The organism is Pseudomonas sp. HB05, from assembly GCF_016756915.1.
Lineage (GTDB): Bacteria > Pseudomonadota > Gammaproteobacteria > Pseudomonadales > Pseudomonadaceae > Aquipseudomonas > Aquipseudomonas alvandae.
Window position 1 is genome coordinate 336,995 of the sequence record NZ_JAESPG010000003.1, and the last position, 15,341, is coordinate 352,335.

The following is a 15,341-nucleotide window of genomic DNA, read 5'->3' on the forward strand; positions in this document are numbered from 1 at the left end:
TAAAACTTGTGATCAACACGAAAAGGTTGAGTTTGTCTCATGTGGGGCTGGCTGTCGACAATGGCGCCATCTTTTACAGAAGGACATTCACCATGGCCCTGGCCCATACCCTCGGTTTTCCCCGCATCGGCGCCGACCGTGAACTGAAGAAAGCCCTCGAAGCCTATTGGAAAGGCGACCTGGCCCCGACCGCTTTGCAAGCCGTTGGGCGTGAATTGCGGGCCCGGCACTGGCAATTGCAGAAAGACGCCGGCATCGACCTGCTGCCGGTGGGCGACTTTGCCTGGTACGACCAAGTGCTCAGCCACAGCTTGACGCTGGGCGCCGTCCCGCCACGTTTCCACGGCACCCTGGATGACCAGGGCCGGCCGACGCTCGACACCTTGTTCGCCATGGCCCGTGGCGCCACGACCCGTTGCTGCGGCGCCGGTCACGGTCAGGCGCCGTACGCCCAGGAGCTGACCAAGTGGTTCGATACCAACTATCACTACCTGGTCCCGGAGTTTTCCGCCGACCAGACCTTCGCCCTGAGCTGGGAGCAGCTGTTCGACGAAGTCGACGAAGCCCACGCCCTCGGGCATCGGGTCAAACCGGTGATCATCGGCCCGCTGACGTACTTGTGGCTGGGCAAGGCCAAGGGCGGCGACTTCGACAAGCTCGACCTGCTGGAGCGCCTGCTGCCGGTCTACGGTGAGATCCTCAATCGCCTCAAGGCCCAAGGCGTGGAGTGGGTGCAGATCGATGAGCCGATTCTTACCCTTGACCTGCCACTGGCCTGGAAAAGCGCCTTCGAGCGCGCTTATCACATCCTCCAGTACTCGCCGCTGAAAAAACTGGTGGCGACCTATTTCAGTGGCCTGGAAGACAACCTCGGCCTGGCGGTGAGCCTGCCGGTGGACGGCTTGCACATCGACGCGGTGCGCGCCCCGGAACAATTGGGGCAAGTGCTGGACCGCCTGCCGACCTACAAGATTCTCTCGGTGGGCCTGGTCAACGGTCGCAACGTCTGGCGTTGTGAGTTGGAGCAGGCGCTGGCGCAGTTGCGACCGGCCCAGGAACGCTTCGGCGATAACCTGTGGGTCAGCACGTCCTGCTCGCTGCTGCACAGCCCGGTGGATCTGGAGCGCGAAGACAAACTCGATCCCGAACTCAAGAGCTGGCTGGCGTTCGCCGTGCAGAAGTGCGGCGAAGTCGCGGTGTTGCGCGATGCGCTGAACGATCCGCAGGCGCCTGGCGTACAGCAGGCGTTGATCCACAGCCGAGCAGTACAGGCCCGCCGCGCGGCCTCGGCGCGTATCCATAAACCCCACGTCCAGGAGCGTCTGGCGGCGATCGGTCCACAGGACAGCCAACGGCGCTCGCCGTTTGCCAAGCGCATCGAGCAACAGCGTGTGCGGCTCCAGCTGCCAGCGTTTCCCACCACCTCCATTGGCTCCTTCCCACAGACACCGGCGATTCGTCTGGCGCGCCAGGCCTACAAGCAAGGCACGCTGTCGGCCAACGATTACCAGGACGCGATGCACACCGAGATCCGCCACGCGGTGCAGATCCAGGAACGCCTGGGCCTGGACGTGCTGGTGCACGGTGAAGCCGAGCGCAACGACATGGTCGAATACTTCGCCGAGCAACTGGACGGCTACGCTTTCACCCGTTTTGGCTGGGTACAGAGCTACGGCTCGCGGTGTGTGAAACCGGCGATCATCTTTGGTGACATCAGCCGGCCCGAGGCGATGACGGTCGATTGGATTCGCTACGCGCAAGGTCTCACCGACAAACCCATGAAAGGCATGCTCACCGGCCCCGTGACCATGTTGATGTGGTCGTTCCCCCGGGAGGACGTGTCACGCAAGACCCAGGCCCGACAGTTGGCCCTGGCCTTGCGCGACGAGGTGCTGGACCTGGAAAAAGCCGGGATCGCTATTGTGCAAATCGACGAAGCGGCCTTTCGCGAAGGCTTGCCGCTGCGGCGCGGGCAATGGCAGGAATACCTCGATTGGGCCGTGGAAGCGTTCCGCCTGAGCGCCTCGGGCGTGAGCGATGAAACCCAGATTCACACCCACATGTGCTACAGCGAATTCAACGACGTGATCAAGGCCATCGCCGACATGGACGCCGATGTCATCACCGTCGAAACCTCGCGTTCGGACATGGAACTGCTCGATGCATTCGAGGCGTTCGACTACCCCAACGACATCGGCCCGGGCGTCTACGACATCCACTCGCCGAGGGTGCCGGACACCGCCGAAATGGTGGCGCTGATGCGCAAGGCCGTGCAGCGCATCCCCGCCGAACGGTTGTGGGTCAACCCCGATTGCGGGCTGAAGACCCGGGCATGGCCGGAGACGGAAGCGGCGCTGGTGAACATGGTGGCGGCAGCGCGGCAGTTGCGGGGGCAGGTTGCCTGAACCACCACCGCCCCCGTGGCGAGGGAGCTTGCTCCCGCTGGGTTGCGCAGCAACCCCAGAACATCTCCCCGCCACCACGGTGCGTCAGACAAACCCAAAGGGCTGCTACGCAGCCCAGCGGGAGCAAGCTCCCTCGCCACGGGTGATCATGGCTTCAGATAACCACTCGGCAATCTTCATCAAACTGTCACGCAACTGTGGCAGCGCGCTTGAACAAACTTCATCAGACTCGCGCTCTACTGGGGTTCTGCGTTTTGGTGTTTCTTCATGCGTGTATTCATTTTCCTGGCCGCGTTGTTGTGCGGCTTGCCGTCGTTGGCGGCTTCTCGTTGTGATGTCAATGTCGCGACCCAACGGGTCGACCTGGACCAGGTAAGCCTGGCGTACCAGAGCATCGGGCGTGCCTCCGACCCGGCGCTGTTGTTGGTGATGGGCTTGGGCGGGCAGTTGATCCACTGGCCGGACGAAGTGGTGGTCGCGCTATGCGAACAAGGTTTCCGGGTGATCCGCTATGACAACCGCGACGTCGGCCTGTCCGCCTGGCGCCAGGCGCCCGGCAGCGCCAACCTCACGTTCGAGGCCCTGCGCTACAAACTCGGCCTGCCCGTGGCGGCGCCTTATTCACTGACGGACATGGCCGCCGATGGCCTGGGCTTGATGGACGCTCTGCACGTGCAAAGCTTCCATGTATTGGGCGTCAGCATGGGCGGCATGATCGCCCAGCACATGGCCGCAATGGCGCCCGGGCGTGTCGAGAGCCTGACGCTGATCATGACCACTTCAGGCGCGCAAGGCTTGCCGGCGCCCAGTGAAACCCTGGTGCAATTGTTATCGCGGCGCAGCGCACCGAATCGCGAGGTGGCGCTGGAGCAGCAGGCCGACTTGCTCGCTGCGCTGGGCAGCCCGATGGTGGTGGATGATCGGCAGGTCCTGCTGCACCAGGCGGCGGTCGCCTACGACCGGGCCTTCAACCCCGAGGGTGTGAAGCGCCAGATCATGGCGATCATGGCCGAGCCGAGCCGGGTGGCGCTGCTGAACCAACTGCAGGTGCCGACCCTGGTCGTCCACGGCACTGCCGATCCGTTGTTGCCGGTGATGCATGGCGTGCACCTCGCGGCGCATATCCGCGGCAGCCAGTTGAAGCTGATCCCGGGCCTGGCCCATCGCTTTCAGGAAGCCTTCAAGGAACCGTTGCTGGGGGCGGTGTTGCCGTATCTGCAGCAGCATCGCGAAGACACCTCGCACTGGGCGCAGATCGAGCCGGCGCAGGCGCCGAATTTGCTTTGATGGAACATTTTCTGAAAAGTGCGCAGAGCTTTTGTGGCGAGGGGATTTATCCCCGCTGGGGTGCGAAGCGCCCCCAAAAATTTTGGGGCGGGGGGGCCCTACCACCGGGGTGAAAACCCACGCCCCAACAGGGCTGCAGTGGCGCTACTACCGTGTTTGAGCCTGCTCCACCAACCACCCCATCAATTCCTGCAACTGGCCCGACACCTCGGGTTTGCGCGGGTACACCAGGTGATAACCCAACCCCGTCCTGACCTTCAAATCGAACGGCATCACCAGCCGGCCGGCGCTGAGGTCTTCGCCGATCAGCGACCAGTCGCCAATCGCCACGCCCGTGCCTTGGGAGGCCATGGACATCGCCAGGTCCAGGGTTTCGAAATGCTGGCCCTTGCTGACGTTGCTCAGGTGCACGTCGGCCGCCGCCAGCCAGGCATTCCAGTCGCGCTCGTCGGCGGTGGGGTGCAGGAGCAAATGTTGTTGCAGATCGATGGGTGAATCCAAGGGGACCGGACCTTCCAGCAAGGGGCGCGAGCACACCGGTGTCAGCTGTTCATCGAACAAGTGCAGACAGTCAAGCGAGGCGTCGGGCGGCGGGCCGTAGACCACCGCCGCGTCGAACGCCTCACGCTGGAAATCCACGCCGTGGCGGACCGTGGTGGTCAGTTCCACCGGCACGTCCGGGCGCTCCTTCTGCCATTGCAACAGGCGCGGCAGCAGCCAGCGCATCACACAGGTCGGGGCCTTGAGCTGGAGGGTCTGGCGCTTCTCGCCGATCTGCTCGACCGCTTCGCCGATCAGGCTGAACACTTGCTGCACCCGGGGCAGCCACGCCTGGCCCTCGGCGGTCAGGCTCAAGCCGCGTGCCTGGCGCTGGAACAGCGCATACCCCAGATGATCCTCCAGCCCGGCGATCTGCCGGCTCACCGCGCCCTGGGTGATGTGCAGTTGTTCAGCGGCGCGGGTGAAGTTGCAGCACTGGGCCGTGATCAGAAACGTGTGCAGCGTCGGCAGCGGAGGGAGTCGTTTCATTTGGGATCCAAGCCATGACGTGAGGACATGGCTAGTATGACTTTTTATCCATTGTTGCCGCTACGGCCTGACCGTTCCAATAACGCCATTCCCTCAGAACAAAAGGGGCCCGCCAGGTGACGTGCGGGGCTCTTTTGAAGACAAGAAAAAGGCAATGGCAATGGCGACGTGCGGCGAAGTATTGGTCAAGTTACTCGAAGGCTATGGCGTGGAGCAGGTGTTCGGCATCCCAGGCGTGCACACCGTCGAGTTGTACCGCGGGCTGGCCCGCTCGAGCATCCGCCATGTGACGCCGCGCCATGAGCAGGGCGCCGGTTTCATGGCCGACGGTTACGCCCGGGTCAGCGGCAAGCCGGGCGTGTGCTTCATCATCACCGGTCCTGGCATGACCAACATCACCACCGCCATGGGCCAGGCCTACGCCGATTCGATCCCCATGCTGGTGATCTCCAGCGTGCAGTCGCGCAGTCAACTGGGTGGCGGGCGCGGCAAGCTGCACGAGCTGCCGAACCAGAGCGCATTGGTGGGCGGTGTGGCGGCGTTTTCCCATACGCTGATGTCGGCCGGCGAATTGCCGAGCGTGCTGGCCCGGGCCTTTGCGTTGTTCCAGGCCGGGCGGCCGCGACCGGTGCACATCGAGATACCGTTGGATGTGCTCGTGGAGGAGGCCGATGGCTTGCTCACCAGCACGCCGGTGAATATCAGCCGTGCCGGGGCCGCGCCCAGTGCCGTTGAGCAAATGGCAACCCTGCTGGCGACGGCGCGGCGGCCGTTGGTACTTGCCGGCGGCGGTGCGCTGGACGCCGGGGTCGAGTTGACTGAACTGGTTGAACGCCTCGGCGCTCCCGTGGCGTTGACCATCAATGCCAAGGGCCTGCTGCCGTCTCGCCATCCGTTGCTGATCGGCTCGACCCAGAGCCTGGTCGCCACCCGCGCGCTGGTGGCCGAAGCCGACGTGGTGCTGGCGATCGGCACCGAGCTGGCCGAGACTGATTACGACGTCACTTTCGCCGGTGGCTTCGAGATTCCCGGCGCGTTGTTGCGCATCGACATCGACCCCGACCAGACCGTGCGCAACTACCCGCCAAAACTGGCGCTGGTGGCCGACGCCCGCAGTGCCGCCCAGGCATTGCTCGATGCATTGAACCGTCGCGTGCACGGCGCGGGCGACAACAATTGGGGCGCGGTTCGTGTCGAGCGGCTGCGGGTTGAACTCGATCAGCAATGGGACGTCCCGACCCGCGCCCAGACGCTGTTCCTCGAGACGATTCTGCGGGCATTGCCCGAAGCGGTTTTCGTCGGCGATTCCACCCAGCCGGTCTACACCGGCAACCTCACCTTCAATCCCGAACGCCCGCGCCGCTGGTTCAACTCGTCCACGGGCTACGGCACCCTCGGCTACGCGTTGCCGGCGGCGATCGGCGCCTGGCTTGGCGGTGTCGACAACGGTCATGGTCGCCCGCCCGTGGTGTGCCTGATCGGCGACGGCGGCTTGCAGTTCACCCTGCCGGAACTGGCCAGCGCGGTGGAAGCGCGCACGCCAGTGATCGTGCTGCTGTGGAATAACCAAGGCTACGAAGAGATCAAGAAATACATGGTCAACCGCGCCATCGAGCCGGTGGGCGTGGACATCTACACGCCGGATTTCATTGGTGTCGCCAAGGCCTTGGGCTGCGTTGCCGAAGCCGTCGATGGCGTGGCGCAACTGCACGCTGCATTACGCGTTGCTTGCGATCGGCAGGGCCCGACGCTGATTGAAATCGATCAGGCGAACTGGATGGCGCAGGTGGCGAAATGAATTTCCCTACGACGCAAGACGGGCTGTACATCAACGGCGAATGGTTGGCGGGCGATCAACCGTTGCGAGTGATCAACCCGGCGACCGAGGCACTGCTGACCACGGTGTATGGCGGCGACGAGCATGCCGTTGATCAAGCCTTGGCGGCCGCTACCCAGGCGTTTGGCCCCTGGTCAAGCACCTCGGGTGCCGAGCGTGGCGCGCTGCTGCGCAGTATCGCTGCCGGGGTGCGGGATGCTCGTGAGCGGCTGATGCACGTGCAATCGAGCAATAACGGCAAACCGTTGTTCGAAGCGGCGATTGATGTCGACGATGTGGTCGCCACTTTTGAGTATTACGCCGGGTTGGCCGAAGAACTGGACGTCCGCCAGGACAGCCCATTGGCGTTGCCCAGCGATGATTTCAGCGCACGCATCCGCCGCGAACCCTGCGGCGTGGTCGGCTTGATCGTGCCGTGGAATTTCCCGATGGTCACCACCGCCTGGAAACTCGCGCCGGCCCTGGCCGCCGGCTGCTGCGTGGTGCTCAAGCCTTCGGAAGTCACGCCGTTGCCGGAGCTGGAACTGGCCTCGATCATCGCCGGATGCGGCTTGCCCGATGGCGTGTTCAACCTGGTCTGTGGCACGGGCCTGGCCGTTGGTGCGCCGCTGGCGTCGGACCCGCGGGTGGCGAAGATTTCCTTCACCGGCAGCAACGCGGTGGGCGTGCAAGTGATGCAACGGGCGGCGGAAACGGTGAAGGGCGTGAGCCTGGAACTGGGGGGCAAATCGTCCTTGCTGGTACTGGCCGACGCCGACCTCGACCTGGCGGTGGAGCTGGCCTGCGGCGGTGGTTTCTTCAATGCCGGGCAGATGTGTTCGGCCACCACTCGGGTGTTGGTGGCGGATGAGCTGGCCGATGAATTCCTGCAACGGCTCAAGTCGCGCGCCGAGGCGATTCGCGTAGCCGATCCGTTTGACCCGGACGTGGAAATGGGCGCGCTGGTCAACCAGGCGCAATACCAGCGGGTGCTGGGACACATCGACCGCGGCTTGAGCGCTGGGGCGACGCTGGTGTGCGGTGGTCAGCGACCTGCGCATCTGTCGCGCGGCTTTTTTTTACAGCCGACTCTCTTCACCAACGTGCCCCTGGACAGTGCGTTGTGGTGTGAAGAGATTTTCGGACCGGTGCTGTGTGTACGCAGTTTCAGCTCCCAAGCGGAGGCGATTGCCCTGGCCAACGACAGTCGTTTCGGCCTGGTCGCCAGTGTGGTCAGTCGCGATGCCGAGGCGGCCGGGAAGGTCGCCGATGCCTTGCAGGCCGGGCTGGTGTGGATCAACGCACCGCAAGTGATTTTTCCCCAGGCCGCTTGGGGCGGCTACAAGCAGAGCAGTCTTGGCCGTGAATTAGGCCCTTGGGGACTGGCGGCGTTCCAGGAAATCAAGCACGTGATCCGGGCCGTCTGACGGCCCGTTATTCGGTCACGCATGCCTCGAAAAAAGGCATGCGCCACGGACATGGCTTCAATGAGTTTTTTTCGATAGTCAGGGATTTTGCACAACCTCAGGATGGCCGCAGACAGCGGCGAAGCCCTCGCAGTACGGGGCTTTGGTCGTCGTTGGACGGTGCGGGCGCAACAGGTTTTACCCACCTCATACTTAGAAGAACAAAGGGAGTCCTCCATGGGCGAGCATGATCTGAACAGACGTCAATTCATCAAGACCGCGAGTGTGGTGTCGGTCGCGGCGGCCGCCATGAGCGTGCCTTTTATCAGCGCCCGGGCCAGCGACACGCGGTTTGTCGGCAAGACCCTGCGCCTGTTGACCTGGTCCGATGACACCGGGTTGGCCGCACTGCGCAATATCGCCGCGACGTTCGAGGCCAAGACCGGGGCCAAGGTCATCGCTGATCGAACCGGCAGCACGTCGGAAATGGTCGCCAAGCTCAAGGCCGGTGGCGACCGCCCGCAGTACGACATCATCACGCTCGCGGGCGTCGGCGCCGAAGGCCTGGCCGCCGCCGGGTTGCTGGAAAAACCTGATCTTAATCGCATTCCCAACCTGGTCGATGTGCCGGCGCAATACCGCACGGGCGCGGGCGGGCATGGCATCGGTTATCTGTTGTGGTGCAACAGCCTGGTCTACAGCACTCGCACCTTGAAACAGGCGCCGGACAGCTACGCCGCGCTTTGGGATGGGGAGTTGGCGCCGAATATCTTCCTGCCGCCGCCGAACTGGACCGAGGCCATGGACCTGATCATCATCGCCGCGAAACTGGCCGGCGGTGACGAACACAACATCGAACCTGGGTTCAAGAAGCTCGCCGAGCTCAAGGATCGGGTGATGACCCTGGGGGAAAACCCCAACCAGATCGCCGAACTGTTCCGCACCGGTTCCCTGGACATGGGCGGGTTGTACGCGCCGGCGTTCTTCCCCAAGCAGATCCGCGACCCTGCCTATGGCCTTGGCGCGACGTTCGGCATGAAGGAAGGTTTCTACACCGACCTGATGCTCTCGGTCATGCCGAAAAATCGCCCAGGCGATACCGACCTGGCCTACGCCTTCATCGACCACTCCCTCGACCCGCTGGTGCAGGGCAAGATGGCCGAGGACATCTTCAACGGCCCGGTCAACGCCAAGGCCATCATCTCTGCCGAAGCGCGCAAGAGCCCGTACATCCTCACGCCCGAGCAAATCGCCGACAAGGCAATCATGCACGACAACGCTTTCCTGGCGACCGTGCATGACCAGTGGATCCGCCGGTACACGGAAATCTTCTCCTCCTGAATTTTCCCAATGTGGGAGCGAGCCTGCTCGCGAAAGCGGTGTGTCAGTTGACGGAGATGCTGGCTGTGCCGCCTTCGCGAGCAAGCTCGCTCCCACAGGGAATCGGGGGTGTATGCCGGATTTGTGAGCAACCGAAATCCAGTGTGGGAGCGGGCTTGCTCGCGAAAGCGGAGGGTCAGTTGATGGGGATGTTGGCTGTGCCGCTATCTTCGCGAGCAAGCTCGCTCCCACAAGGAACTGGGTATTTGAAGATTTTTTGTTCTGTCGTTTTCCACTGACGAGACCTTGCCATGGAACACCAACCGTTGATCCATCCGCTAAGCGCCGCGCCGGCGCGTTCTCGGCGCGGTCTTTCGCCGACTGCGCGCGCGTGGTTCTTTCTTTCGCCGTCGATGCTGTTTCTCGGTGTGCTGATCGCTGCCAGCCTGTTGGTGCTGCGCATGAGCGTCGGCACCAAGGGCGCGGAATGGAGCGGCTTCAGCCTCGCCAGCTACGGGCAGTTGCTGGAGCCTTATTACCTCAAGTCCCTGCTGCTGACCTTGCGACTGGCGCTTATCAGCGCGGTGATCGCCGTGCTGCTGGCGATTCCCGTGGCCTACACCATGTCGCGCCTGGCCTCGCCGTTGTTGCGACGGGTGTTCCTGGCGGCGGTGCTGTTGCCGTTGCTGGTCAACCTGTTGCTGCAAAGCTATGGCTGGCTGGTCATCCTCGGACCTGCCGGCATGCTCAACCAGGCGCTGATGGGCCTGGGCTTGATCAAGCGGCCGATCATGTTGCTTTACAACCAGAACGGTGTGCTGATGGGCCTGGTCCAGACCGCATTTCCGCTGGCCGTTTTGCCCATCGCCAGTGCCATGCGCGGTGTGGCCCGCAGTTACGAAGAGGCCGCCGCCACCCTCGGCGCCAGCCGTTTCCAGGTATTCCGCCAAGTGGTGCTGCCGATGAGCCTGCCGGGAATCATTACCGGCGCGACATTGGTGTTTGCCTACAACGCCAGCAGCTTTGTCGTGCCGCTGTTGTTGGGTGGTCGACGGGTGCCGATGCTGGCGGTGATGGTCCACGATCAGATTGCTCCGCTGATGAACTGGCCCGCCGCTTCTGCCGCCGGTGTGGTGTTGATCGTCACCACGCTGCTGATCATGACCCTTTCCGAGTATTTCACTGGCCGTCGTCGGCGGATGCTGGAGGCTTCGCAATGAGCGTAACGAGTAAAAAACGCCAGGCGTTGTTGCCCGGTGAAACCGGACGCGTGGCGGGGCTGCTGTCAGGTTTCATCCTGCTGCTGGCGGTGCTGCCGATCCTGACCATGATCGTCATGTCCTTCAGCGGGGCGGCGAACCTGGACTTTCCACCGAGCAGCTACAGCCTGCAATGGTATCGGGCGGCCTGGCACACCTTCGTCTCGCCGGACGCCAGCGATGTGCTGAGCCTGGGCCAGGCCATGGGCACCAGCCTGTTGGTGGCCTGCCTGACGATGATCTTCGCCACGCTGATCGCCGTGCCGGCGGCCTACGCCCTGACCCGTTGCGAGTTCCGTGGCAAGGCCGTGGCGCTGCAGCTGATGTCGCTGCCGCTGGTGTTTCCCATGGTGGTGCTCGGGTTGGCGTTGCTGCTGGTGTTCGACAGCCTGCCGTTCCAGATGACCACCTCGCGGCTGGTGATTGCCCACGTGATCCTCGCCCTGCCGTTCGTGGTGAAGAACTGCACCGCCGCCATGCTCGGCATCGGCAGCGAAGTCGAAGAGGCCGCCCGTATGCTCGGGGCAACACCGCGACGAGCGATCGTCGACGTGGTGGTGCCGTTGATGAAGTCGGGGATTCTCGCCGGGATGCTGCTGGCGTTCATCGTCTCGTTCAACGAATTCACCGTGACCTATTTCCTCTACACCATCGATGTCATGACCGTGCCGATCTGGATGTACAGCCGCACCGTGTCGTCGCTGGACCCCACCGTTTTTTCGTTTGCCGTGCTCATCGTGCTGATCGACTTCGTGCTGATCTGGGCGTTGGAGAAACTGGTGGGCGAGGGCGGCGTTTCCTTTTGATTTCGAGGTGAAGACATGACTGGACTGATACTGGAAAACGTCGAGAAACACTACGGCTCGGCCTGCGCGGTCAGGGACGTGAACCTGCATCTGCCCGAGGGCAAGCTGGTGTGTTTCCTCGGGCCTTCGGGCTGTGGCAAGACCACCCTGCTGCGCATGATCGCCGGCCTGGAAAGCCTCAGCGGCGGCGAAATCCGCCTGGACGGCGAAGACATCGGCCACACCCCGGCGCACCTGCGCAACTTCGGCATGGTGTTCCAGTCGCTGGCGCTGTTCCCGCACATGACCGTCGGCGAGAACATTGCCTATCCGCTGAAACTGCGAGGCGTGGGCAAGGCCGAGCAACAGGCGCGGGTGGTGGAGTTGCTGGAGCTGATCCAGCTCCAGGCAATGATCGACCGGCCGGTGGCGAAACTCTCCGGCGGCCAGCGCCAACGCGTGGCGATTGCCCGGGCCATCGCCGCCCGCCCGAAAATCCTGTTGCTGGACGAACCGCTGTCGGCCTTGGACGCCAAGTTGCGCGAGTCGATGCAAGTGGAAATCCGTCAACTGCAACAGCGCCTGAACATCACCACCATCCTGGTGACCCATGACCAGCGCGAAGCCATGACCATGGCCGACATCGTCGTGGTGTTGGGCGAGCATCGCGTGCAGCAGGTCGGCACGCCGATCGAGATCTACCGGCACCCGGCCAATGAATTCGTCGCTGATTTCATCGGTTCCGGCAATATCTTTCCCGCGACTTCCCTGGGCAACGGGCGGGTCGGGCTGCCGGGCGGGGACACGCTGGAAGTACCGGCCAGCCTTGGCGTCAACCCAGGGGAAAGGATCAAGTTGCTGGTGCGTCCCGAAGACGTGCAGCTGTCATCGCCCCAGGCCTCGGCGGGTAACCGCTTGCTCGGAAAAGTGCTGTTCGTGCGGGACATCGGCGCGACGATCGAGACCACGGTGGAATGTTCCGGCGTCTCGTTCACGGCGCTGAACACGCCGTGCCAGGGCATGGACCTGGGCATTGGGCAGCCGGTGTCGGTGACCGTGCCGGCGCAGGCGTGTCGGTTGCTGGGGACCTGAGCTCATCGTCCTGAGAGATGAGTTGTCTTGACTGGCGCTTTCGCGGGCAAGCCCGCTCCCACAGGAGATCTTCAGCGAACACAAATTCTCTATTCACAACCGATCAACTGTGGGAGCGAGCTTGCTCCGGGCGGCGATCCGACGATGAGGCCGGCCCAGTCAGCACAAAGTCTGGATCAAACAGTCATCCGCAACCGCGCCAGATCCCGCAACGGCGGCGCGCCAAACAACCGGCTGTACTCACGGCTGAACTGCGACGGGCTTTCATACCCCACCCGATAACCCGCCGCCGACGCTTCCAGCCCTTCGGCCAGCATCAGCCGGCGGGCTTCCTGCAAGCGCAGTTGCTTCTGGTATTGCAGCGGGCTCATGGCGGTCATGGCCTTGAACCGATGATGCAAGGTCGAGACGCTGAGGTTCACTTCCCGAGCGAGGTCATCGATGCGCAACGGCTGTTCGAAATGGCCGTTGAGCCATTTGATCGCCTGGCTGATGCGATGGCTCTGGCTATTGGCGATGGCGATTTCATACAGCCGATAGCCTTGCGGGCTGCGCAACAGGCGATAAAGGATTTCCCGGCGCACCAGGGGCGCGAGCATGGCGATGTCCTTCGGCGCATCGAGCAGGCGCGCCAGGCGCAGCACCGCGTCGAGCATCGGCGTGTCCAGGCGTTCGACATACAGGCCGCGACCGGCCGGGCGAGTCGGCACGCCGAGGGGGCCGGCATCGGCGATCAGCGCGGTGATTTCCGCCGGGTCGATGTCCAGGCGCAGCGCCAGGATCGGCTGCTCGGGCGAGACGTTGGCGATGCAACCGCTCAACGGCATCGACACCGAGACCACCAGGTAATGCAGCGGGTCGTAGTTGAACAATTCATCCGCCAGCCGCACCTGCTTGCTGCCTTGGGCCATGATGCACAGGGCCGGTTGCGCCAGCACGGGGGCGAATTTGTGCGGCTGGCTGTGGCGCGACAGATGCAACGAGCCGATGGCCGTGGCGTAGCTGCCGTCTTCGCTGGTGTTGCGGTCGATGATCGACGCCAGTTCGGCGCGCTGTTGTTCCAGATACGTGTCCAGCGGGACGTGGGCGTGATCGAGTGGCGACATGCCGGAATCCTCAACGAATACAGGGGCGATGTAACAAAGCTTATGTTTGTGCAAGGCGCGGCGGTAGTCACATCCTGTTGAAAGCTTGCCTGATCCTGCAAGGCTGGCGCCTGCAGGACTTTGCAACGCGGTTGAAACTTGCTTGAAACCTTTTGTTTCAACTTCCACTGTTCAACTCATGTCGAGGCCGGATTCGGGGTTGGCGAGGGCAGGATTGTGCAATGGGTCGGCAGGAATCGACTAACGAAGCTGGCGTCGGGACGCTTAACCTTTGATCCTGTCGCAGCCTGTCCCCGGCTGCACAACGGATTACCTGGGAGGGTTGAACATGACTACACACATCCCCGTCAGTCACATGGCTTTCGTCCGGGCCCGCACTGGCTGTTCCAAGCCGTTGGGTGCACGCCTCAGCACACTGATCGCGCCCTCGCGCCAGGCGCCCGGTTGCCTGCACTTTGCCTTGCAGCAATCGCAATGCGACGCCGATTTGTGGCTGGTGTCCGGGCTGTGGGTCAACCAGCAGGCAATGGACGCTTACTTCAACTCACCGGCCATGGCGATCTTCGCCGAGCTGGTACAGGACCTGGTGGTGAGCAGCCTGGATTTTCACACCTTCCGGGAAGTGTCTGCCGTCCAGGCGACCGAAGGGTGCATGGCGAAGGTACACAAACTGGCCGGTTGAAGGTTTAATGACGGTCATTTTCCATCGCCAGGATGCGCACTATGGCACGCAAAGCCTTTGAAACGTTTGAAGCTGTTTCCGCTGTTGTCCCCAAGGAAGGTGGCGGCTATTACGCAGCCATCGCCACCAAGGCCATCGGTGGCTCAGGTGCGCCGCGCTTCAACAAGGTACTTGAAGAGCAAGTGTTCGAAACCGCTACCAAGGCCGATGAAGCGGCTGCCGTGCAGTTGACTCACCTGCAGGGTGTCGACGACGAGGGTGGGTTGGTCTGGTAATCAGCATCGTGGGGATCGCTTTTGTGGCGAGGGAGCAAGCTCCCTCGCCACAGGGGTACGCTGCTGTTATCGCGGGCGATGCATCTTGAACAACGCCTCCGGCCCCAGTTGGAAATAATCCGCCGGCCCGCCACCGCGCAAGATCGGCTCGGCGGCTGCGGTGTCGTACACCCCATCCTTCAACAGCCATTTGGCGATATGCACGGCGACCACTTCGCCGAGGATCAGCCAGCTCGGCACCAGCCCTTTGTCCGCCCGCTGCAATTGAATGATCTGCGTGACCTTGCACTCGAAGGACACCGGGCTTTCAGCGACACGCGGCACCTGGATCACTCGCGACGCCACCGGCGTCAGGCCCGCCAATTCGAATTCGTTGACCTCTGGCGCGACCATCGCGCAGCTCTGGTTCATCTGCTCGGCCAGCGGGCGCGTGGCCAGGTTCCAGGCGAATTCGCCGGTCTGTTCGATGTTGTTCAGGCTGTCCTTGCGCCCGACACTGGAGAACCCAATGATCGGCGGAACGTAGTTGAAGGCGTTGAAAAAACTGTAGGGCGCCAGGTTCAGGCGGCCTTCGCCATCTTGGGAAGAAATCCAGCCGATGGGCCGTGGGCCGACGATGGCGTTGAACGGGTCGTGGGGCAGGCCGTGGCCGTTGGCGGGTTCGTAAAAATGGATGTCGTCGGGCATGGCTGGAGAAGGTCCTGCGATGGAAGTTCAAGGGATTCGAGGATAGTGCAGGGCCCCGCCGTTTTTGTCAGCACCCTGGAACCTCGTGGGAGCGGGCTTGCTCGCGAATGCGGTGGTTCAGACAGATGGATGTTGACTGACACACTGCCTTCGCGAGCAAGCCCGCTCCCCCAATTGATTTTTTCAGTCAGG

13 protein-coding genes are annotated in these 15,341 nt (G+C 63.0%); 10 read left to right on the forward strand and 3 right to left on the reverse strand.

The genetic code is table 11. The features are described from left to right. Positions 1 to 92 precede the first annotated feature (92 nt). Positions 93 to 2,405 carry a 5-methyltetrahydropteroyltriglutamate--homocysteine S-methyltransferase gene (gene metE / locus JMN22_RS05635; protein WP_198796547.1) on the forward strand — a complete coding sequence of 771 codons (2,313 nt, stop codon included), beginning with the start codon at positions 93 to 95 and terminating at the stop codon, positions 2,403 to 2,405. A 267-nt stretch (positions 2,406 to 2,672) separates the two neighbouring features. Beyond that, entirely contained in the window at positions 2,673 to 3,692 is a 1,020-nt protein-coding gene (locus JMN22_RS05640) for an alpha/beta fold hydrolase (RefSeq protein ID WP_030138432.1), read from the forward strand. A 147-nt stretch (positions 3,693 to 3,839) separates the two neighbouring features. On the opposite strand, the gene JMN22_RS05645 is transcribed toward JMN22_RS05640, so the two are convergent. Then, positions 3,840 to 4,721 carry a LysR substrate-binding domain-containing protein gene (locus JMN22_RS05645; RefSeq protein ID WP_030138433.1) on the reverse strand — a complete coding sequence of 294 codons (882 nt, stop codon included), beginning with the start codon at positions 4,719 to 4,721 and terminating at the stop codon, positions 3,840 to 3,842. A 160-nt stretch (positions 4,722 to 4,881) separates the two neighbouring features. On the opposite strand from JMN22_RS05645, the gene JMN22_RS05650 reads away from it, so the two are divergent. The 6 genes from JMN22_RS05650 (at position 4,882) to JMN22_RS05675 (ending at position 12,399) form a co-directional block, all read left to right on the forward strand. After that, on the forward strand, positions 4,882 to 6,519 hold the full coding sequence (locus JMN22_RS05650) for a 5-guanidino-2-oxopentanoate decarboxylase (protein ID WP_198796645.1): 1,638 nt from the start codon (positions 4,882 to 4,884) through the stop codon (positions 6,517 to 6,519). Continuing rightward, positions 6,516 to 7,964: an aldehyde dehydrogenase family protein gene (locus JMN22_RS05655; protein WP_198796546.1), complete on the forward strand. Its 1,449-nt coding sequence runs from the start codon at positions 6,516 to 6,518 to the stop codon at positions 7,962 to 7,964. The genes JMN22_RS05650 and JMN22_RS05655 overlap by 4 nt, the downstream gene beginning before the upstream one ends. Before the next feature lie 216 nt (positions 7,965 to 8,180). Next, the gene (locus JMN22_RS05660; RefSeq protein ID WP_030138436.1) at positions 8,181 to 9,284 is read left to right on the forward strand and encodes an extracellular solute-binding protein; all 1,104 of its coding nucleotides are present in this window, start codon (positions 8,181 to 8,183) and stop codon (positions 9,282 to 9,284) included. Between the two features lie 290 nt (positions 9,285 to 9,574). After that, the gene (locus JMN22_RS05665) at positions 9,575 to 10,483 is read left to right on the forward strand and encodes an ABC transporter permease (protein ID WP_030138437.1); all 909 of its coding nucleotides are present in this window, start codon (positions 9,575 to 9,577) and stop codon (positions 10,481 to 10,483) included. Beyond that, entirely contained in the window at positions 10,480 to 11,328 is an 849-nt protein-coding gene (locus tag JMN22_RS05670; protein WP_030138438.1) for an ABC transporter permease, read from the forward strand. Before JMN22_RS05665 ends, JMN22_RS05670 begins: the two co-directional genes overlap by 4 nt. A gap of 15 nt (positions 11,329 to 11,343) precedes the next feature. Next, positions 11,344 to 12,399 carry an ABC transporter ATP-binding protein gene (locus JMN22_RS05675; RefSeq protein ID WP_030138439.1) on the forward strand — a complete coding sequence of 352 codons (1,056 nt, stop codon included), beginning with the start codon at positions 11,344 to 11,346 and terminating at the stop codon, positions 12,397 to 12,399. Between the two features lie 176 nt (positions 12,400 to 12,575). Here the strand turns inward: JMN22_RS05675 and JMN22_RS05680 are convergent, their stop codons facing one another. Further along, the gene (locus JMN22_RS05680; protein ID WP_030138440.1) at positions 12,576 to 13,505 is read right to left on the reverse strand and encodes an AraC family transcriptional regulator; all 930 of its coding nucleotides are present in this window, start codon (positions 13,503 to 13,505) and stop codon (positions 12,576 to 12,578) included. Positions 13,506 to 13,833: 328 nt separating this feature from the next. Between JMN22_RS05680 and JMN22_RS05685 the strand changes: the two genes are divergently transcribed. Both JMN22_RS05685 and JMN22_RS05690 read left to right on the forward strand, forming a co-directional pair. Then, complete coding sequence (locus JMN22_RS05685) at positions 13,834 to 14,187, forward strand: putative quinol monooxygenase (RefSeq protein WP_030138441.1); 354 nt, start codon at positions 13,834 to 13,836, stop codon at positions 14,185 to 14,187. Between the two features lie 41 nt (positions 14,188 to 14,228). Further along, positions 14,229 to 14,462: a hypothetical protein gene (locus JMN22_RS05690; RefSeq protein WP_030138442.1), complete on the forward strand. Its 234-nt coding sequence runs from the start codon at positions 14,229 to 14,231 to the stop codon at positions 14,460 to 14,462. Positions 14,463 to 14,528: 66 nt separating this feature from the next. On the opposite strand, the gene JMN22_RS05695 is transcribed toward JMN22_RS05690, so the two are convergent. Continuing rightward, entirely contained in the window at positions 14,529 to 15,149 is a 621-nt protein-coding gene (locus tag JMN22_RS05695) for a flavin reductase family protein (RefSeq protein WP_202334960.1), read from the reverse strand. Positions 15,150 to 15,341: the final 192 nt, after the last annotated feature.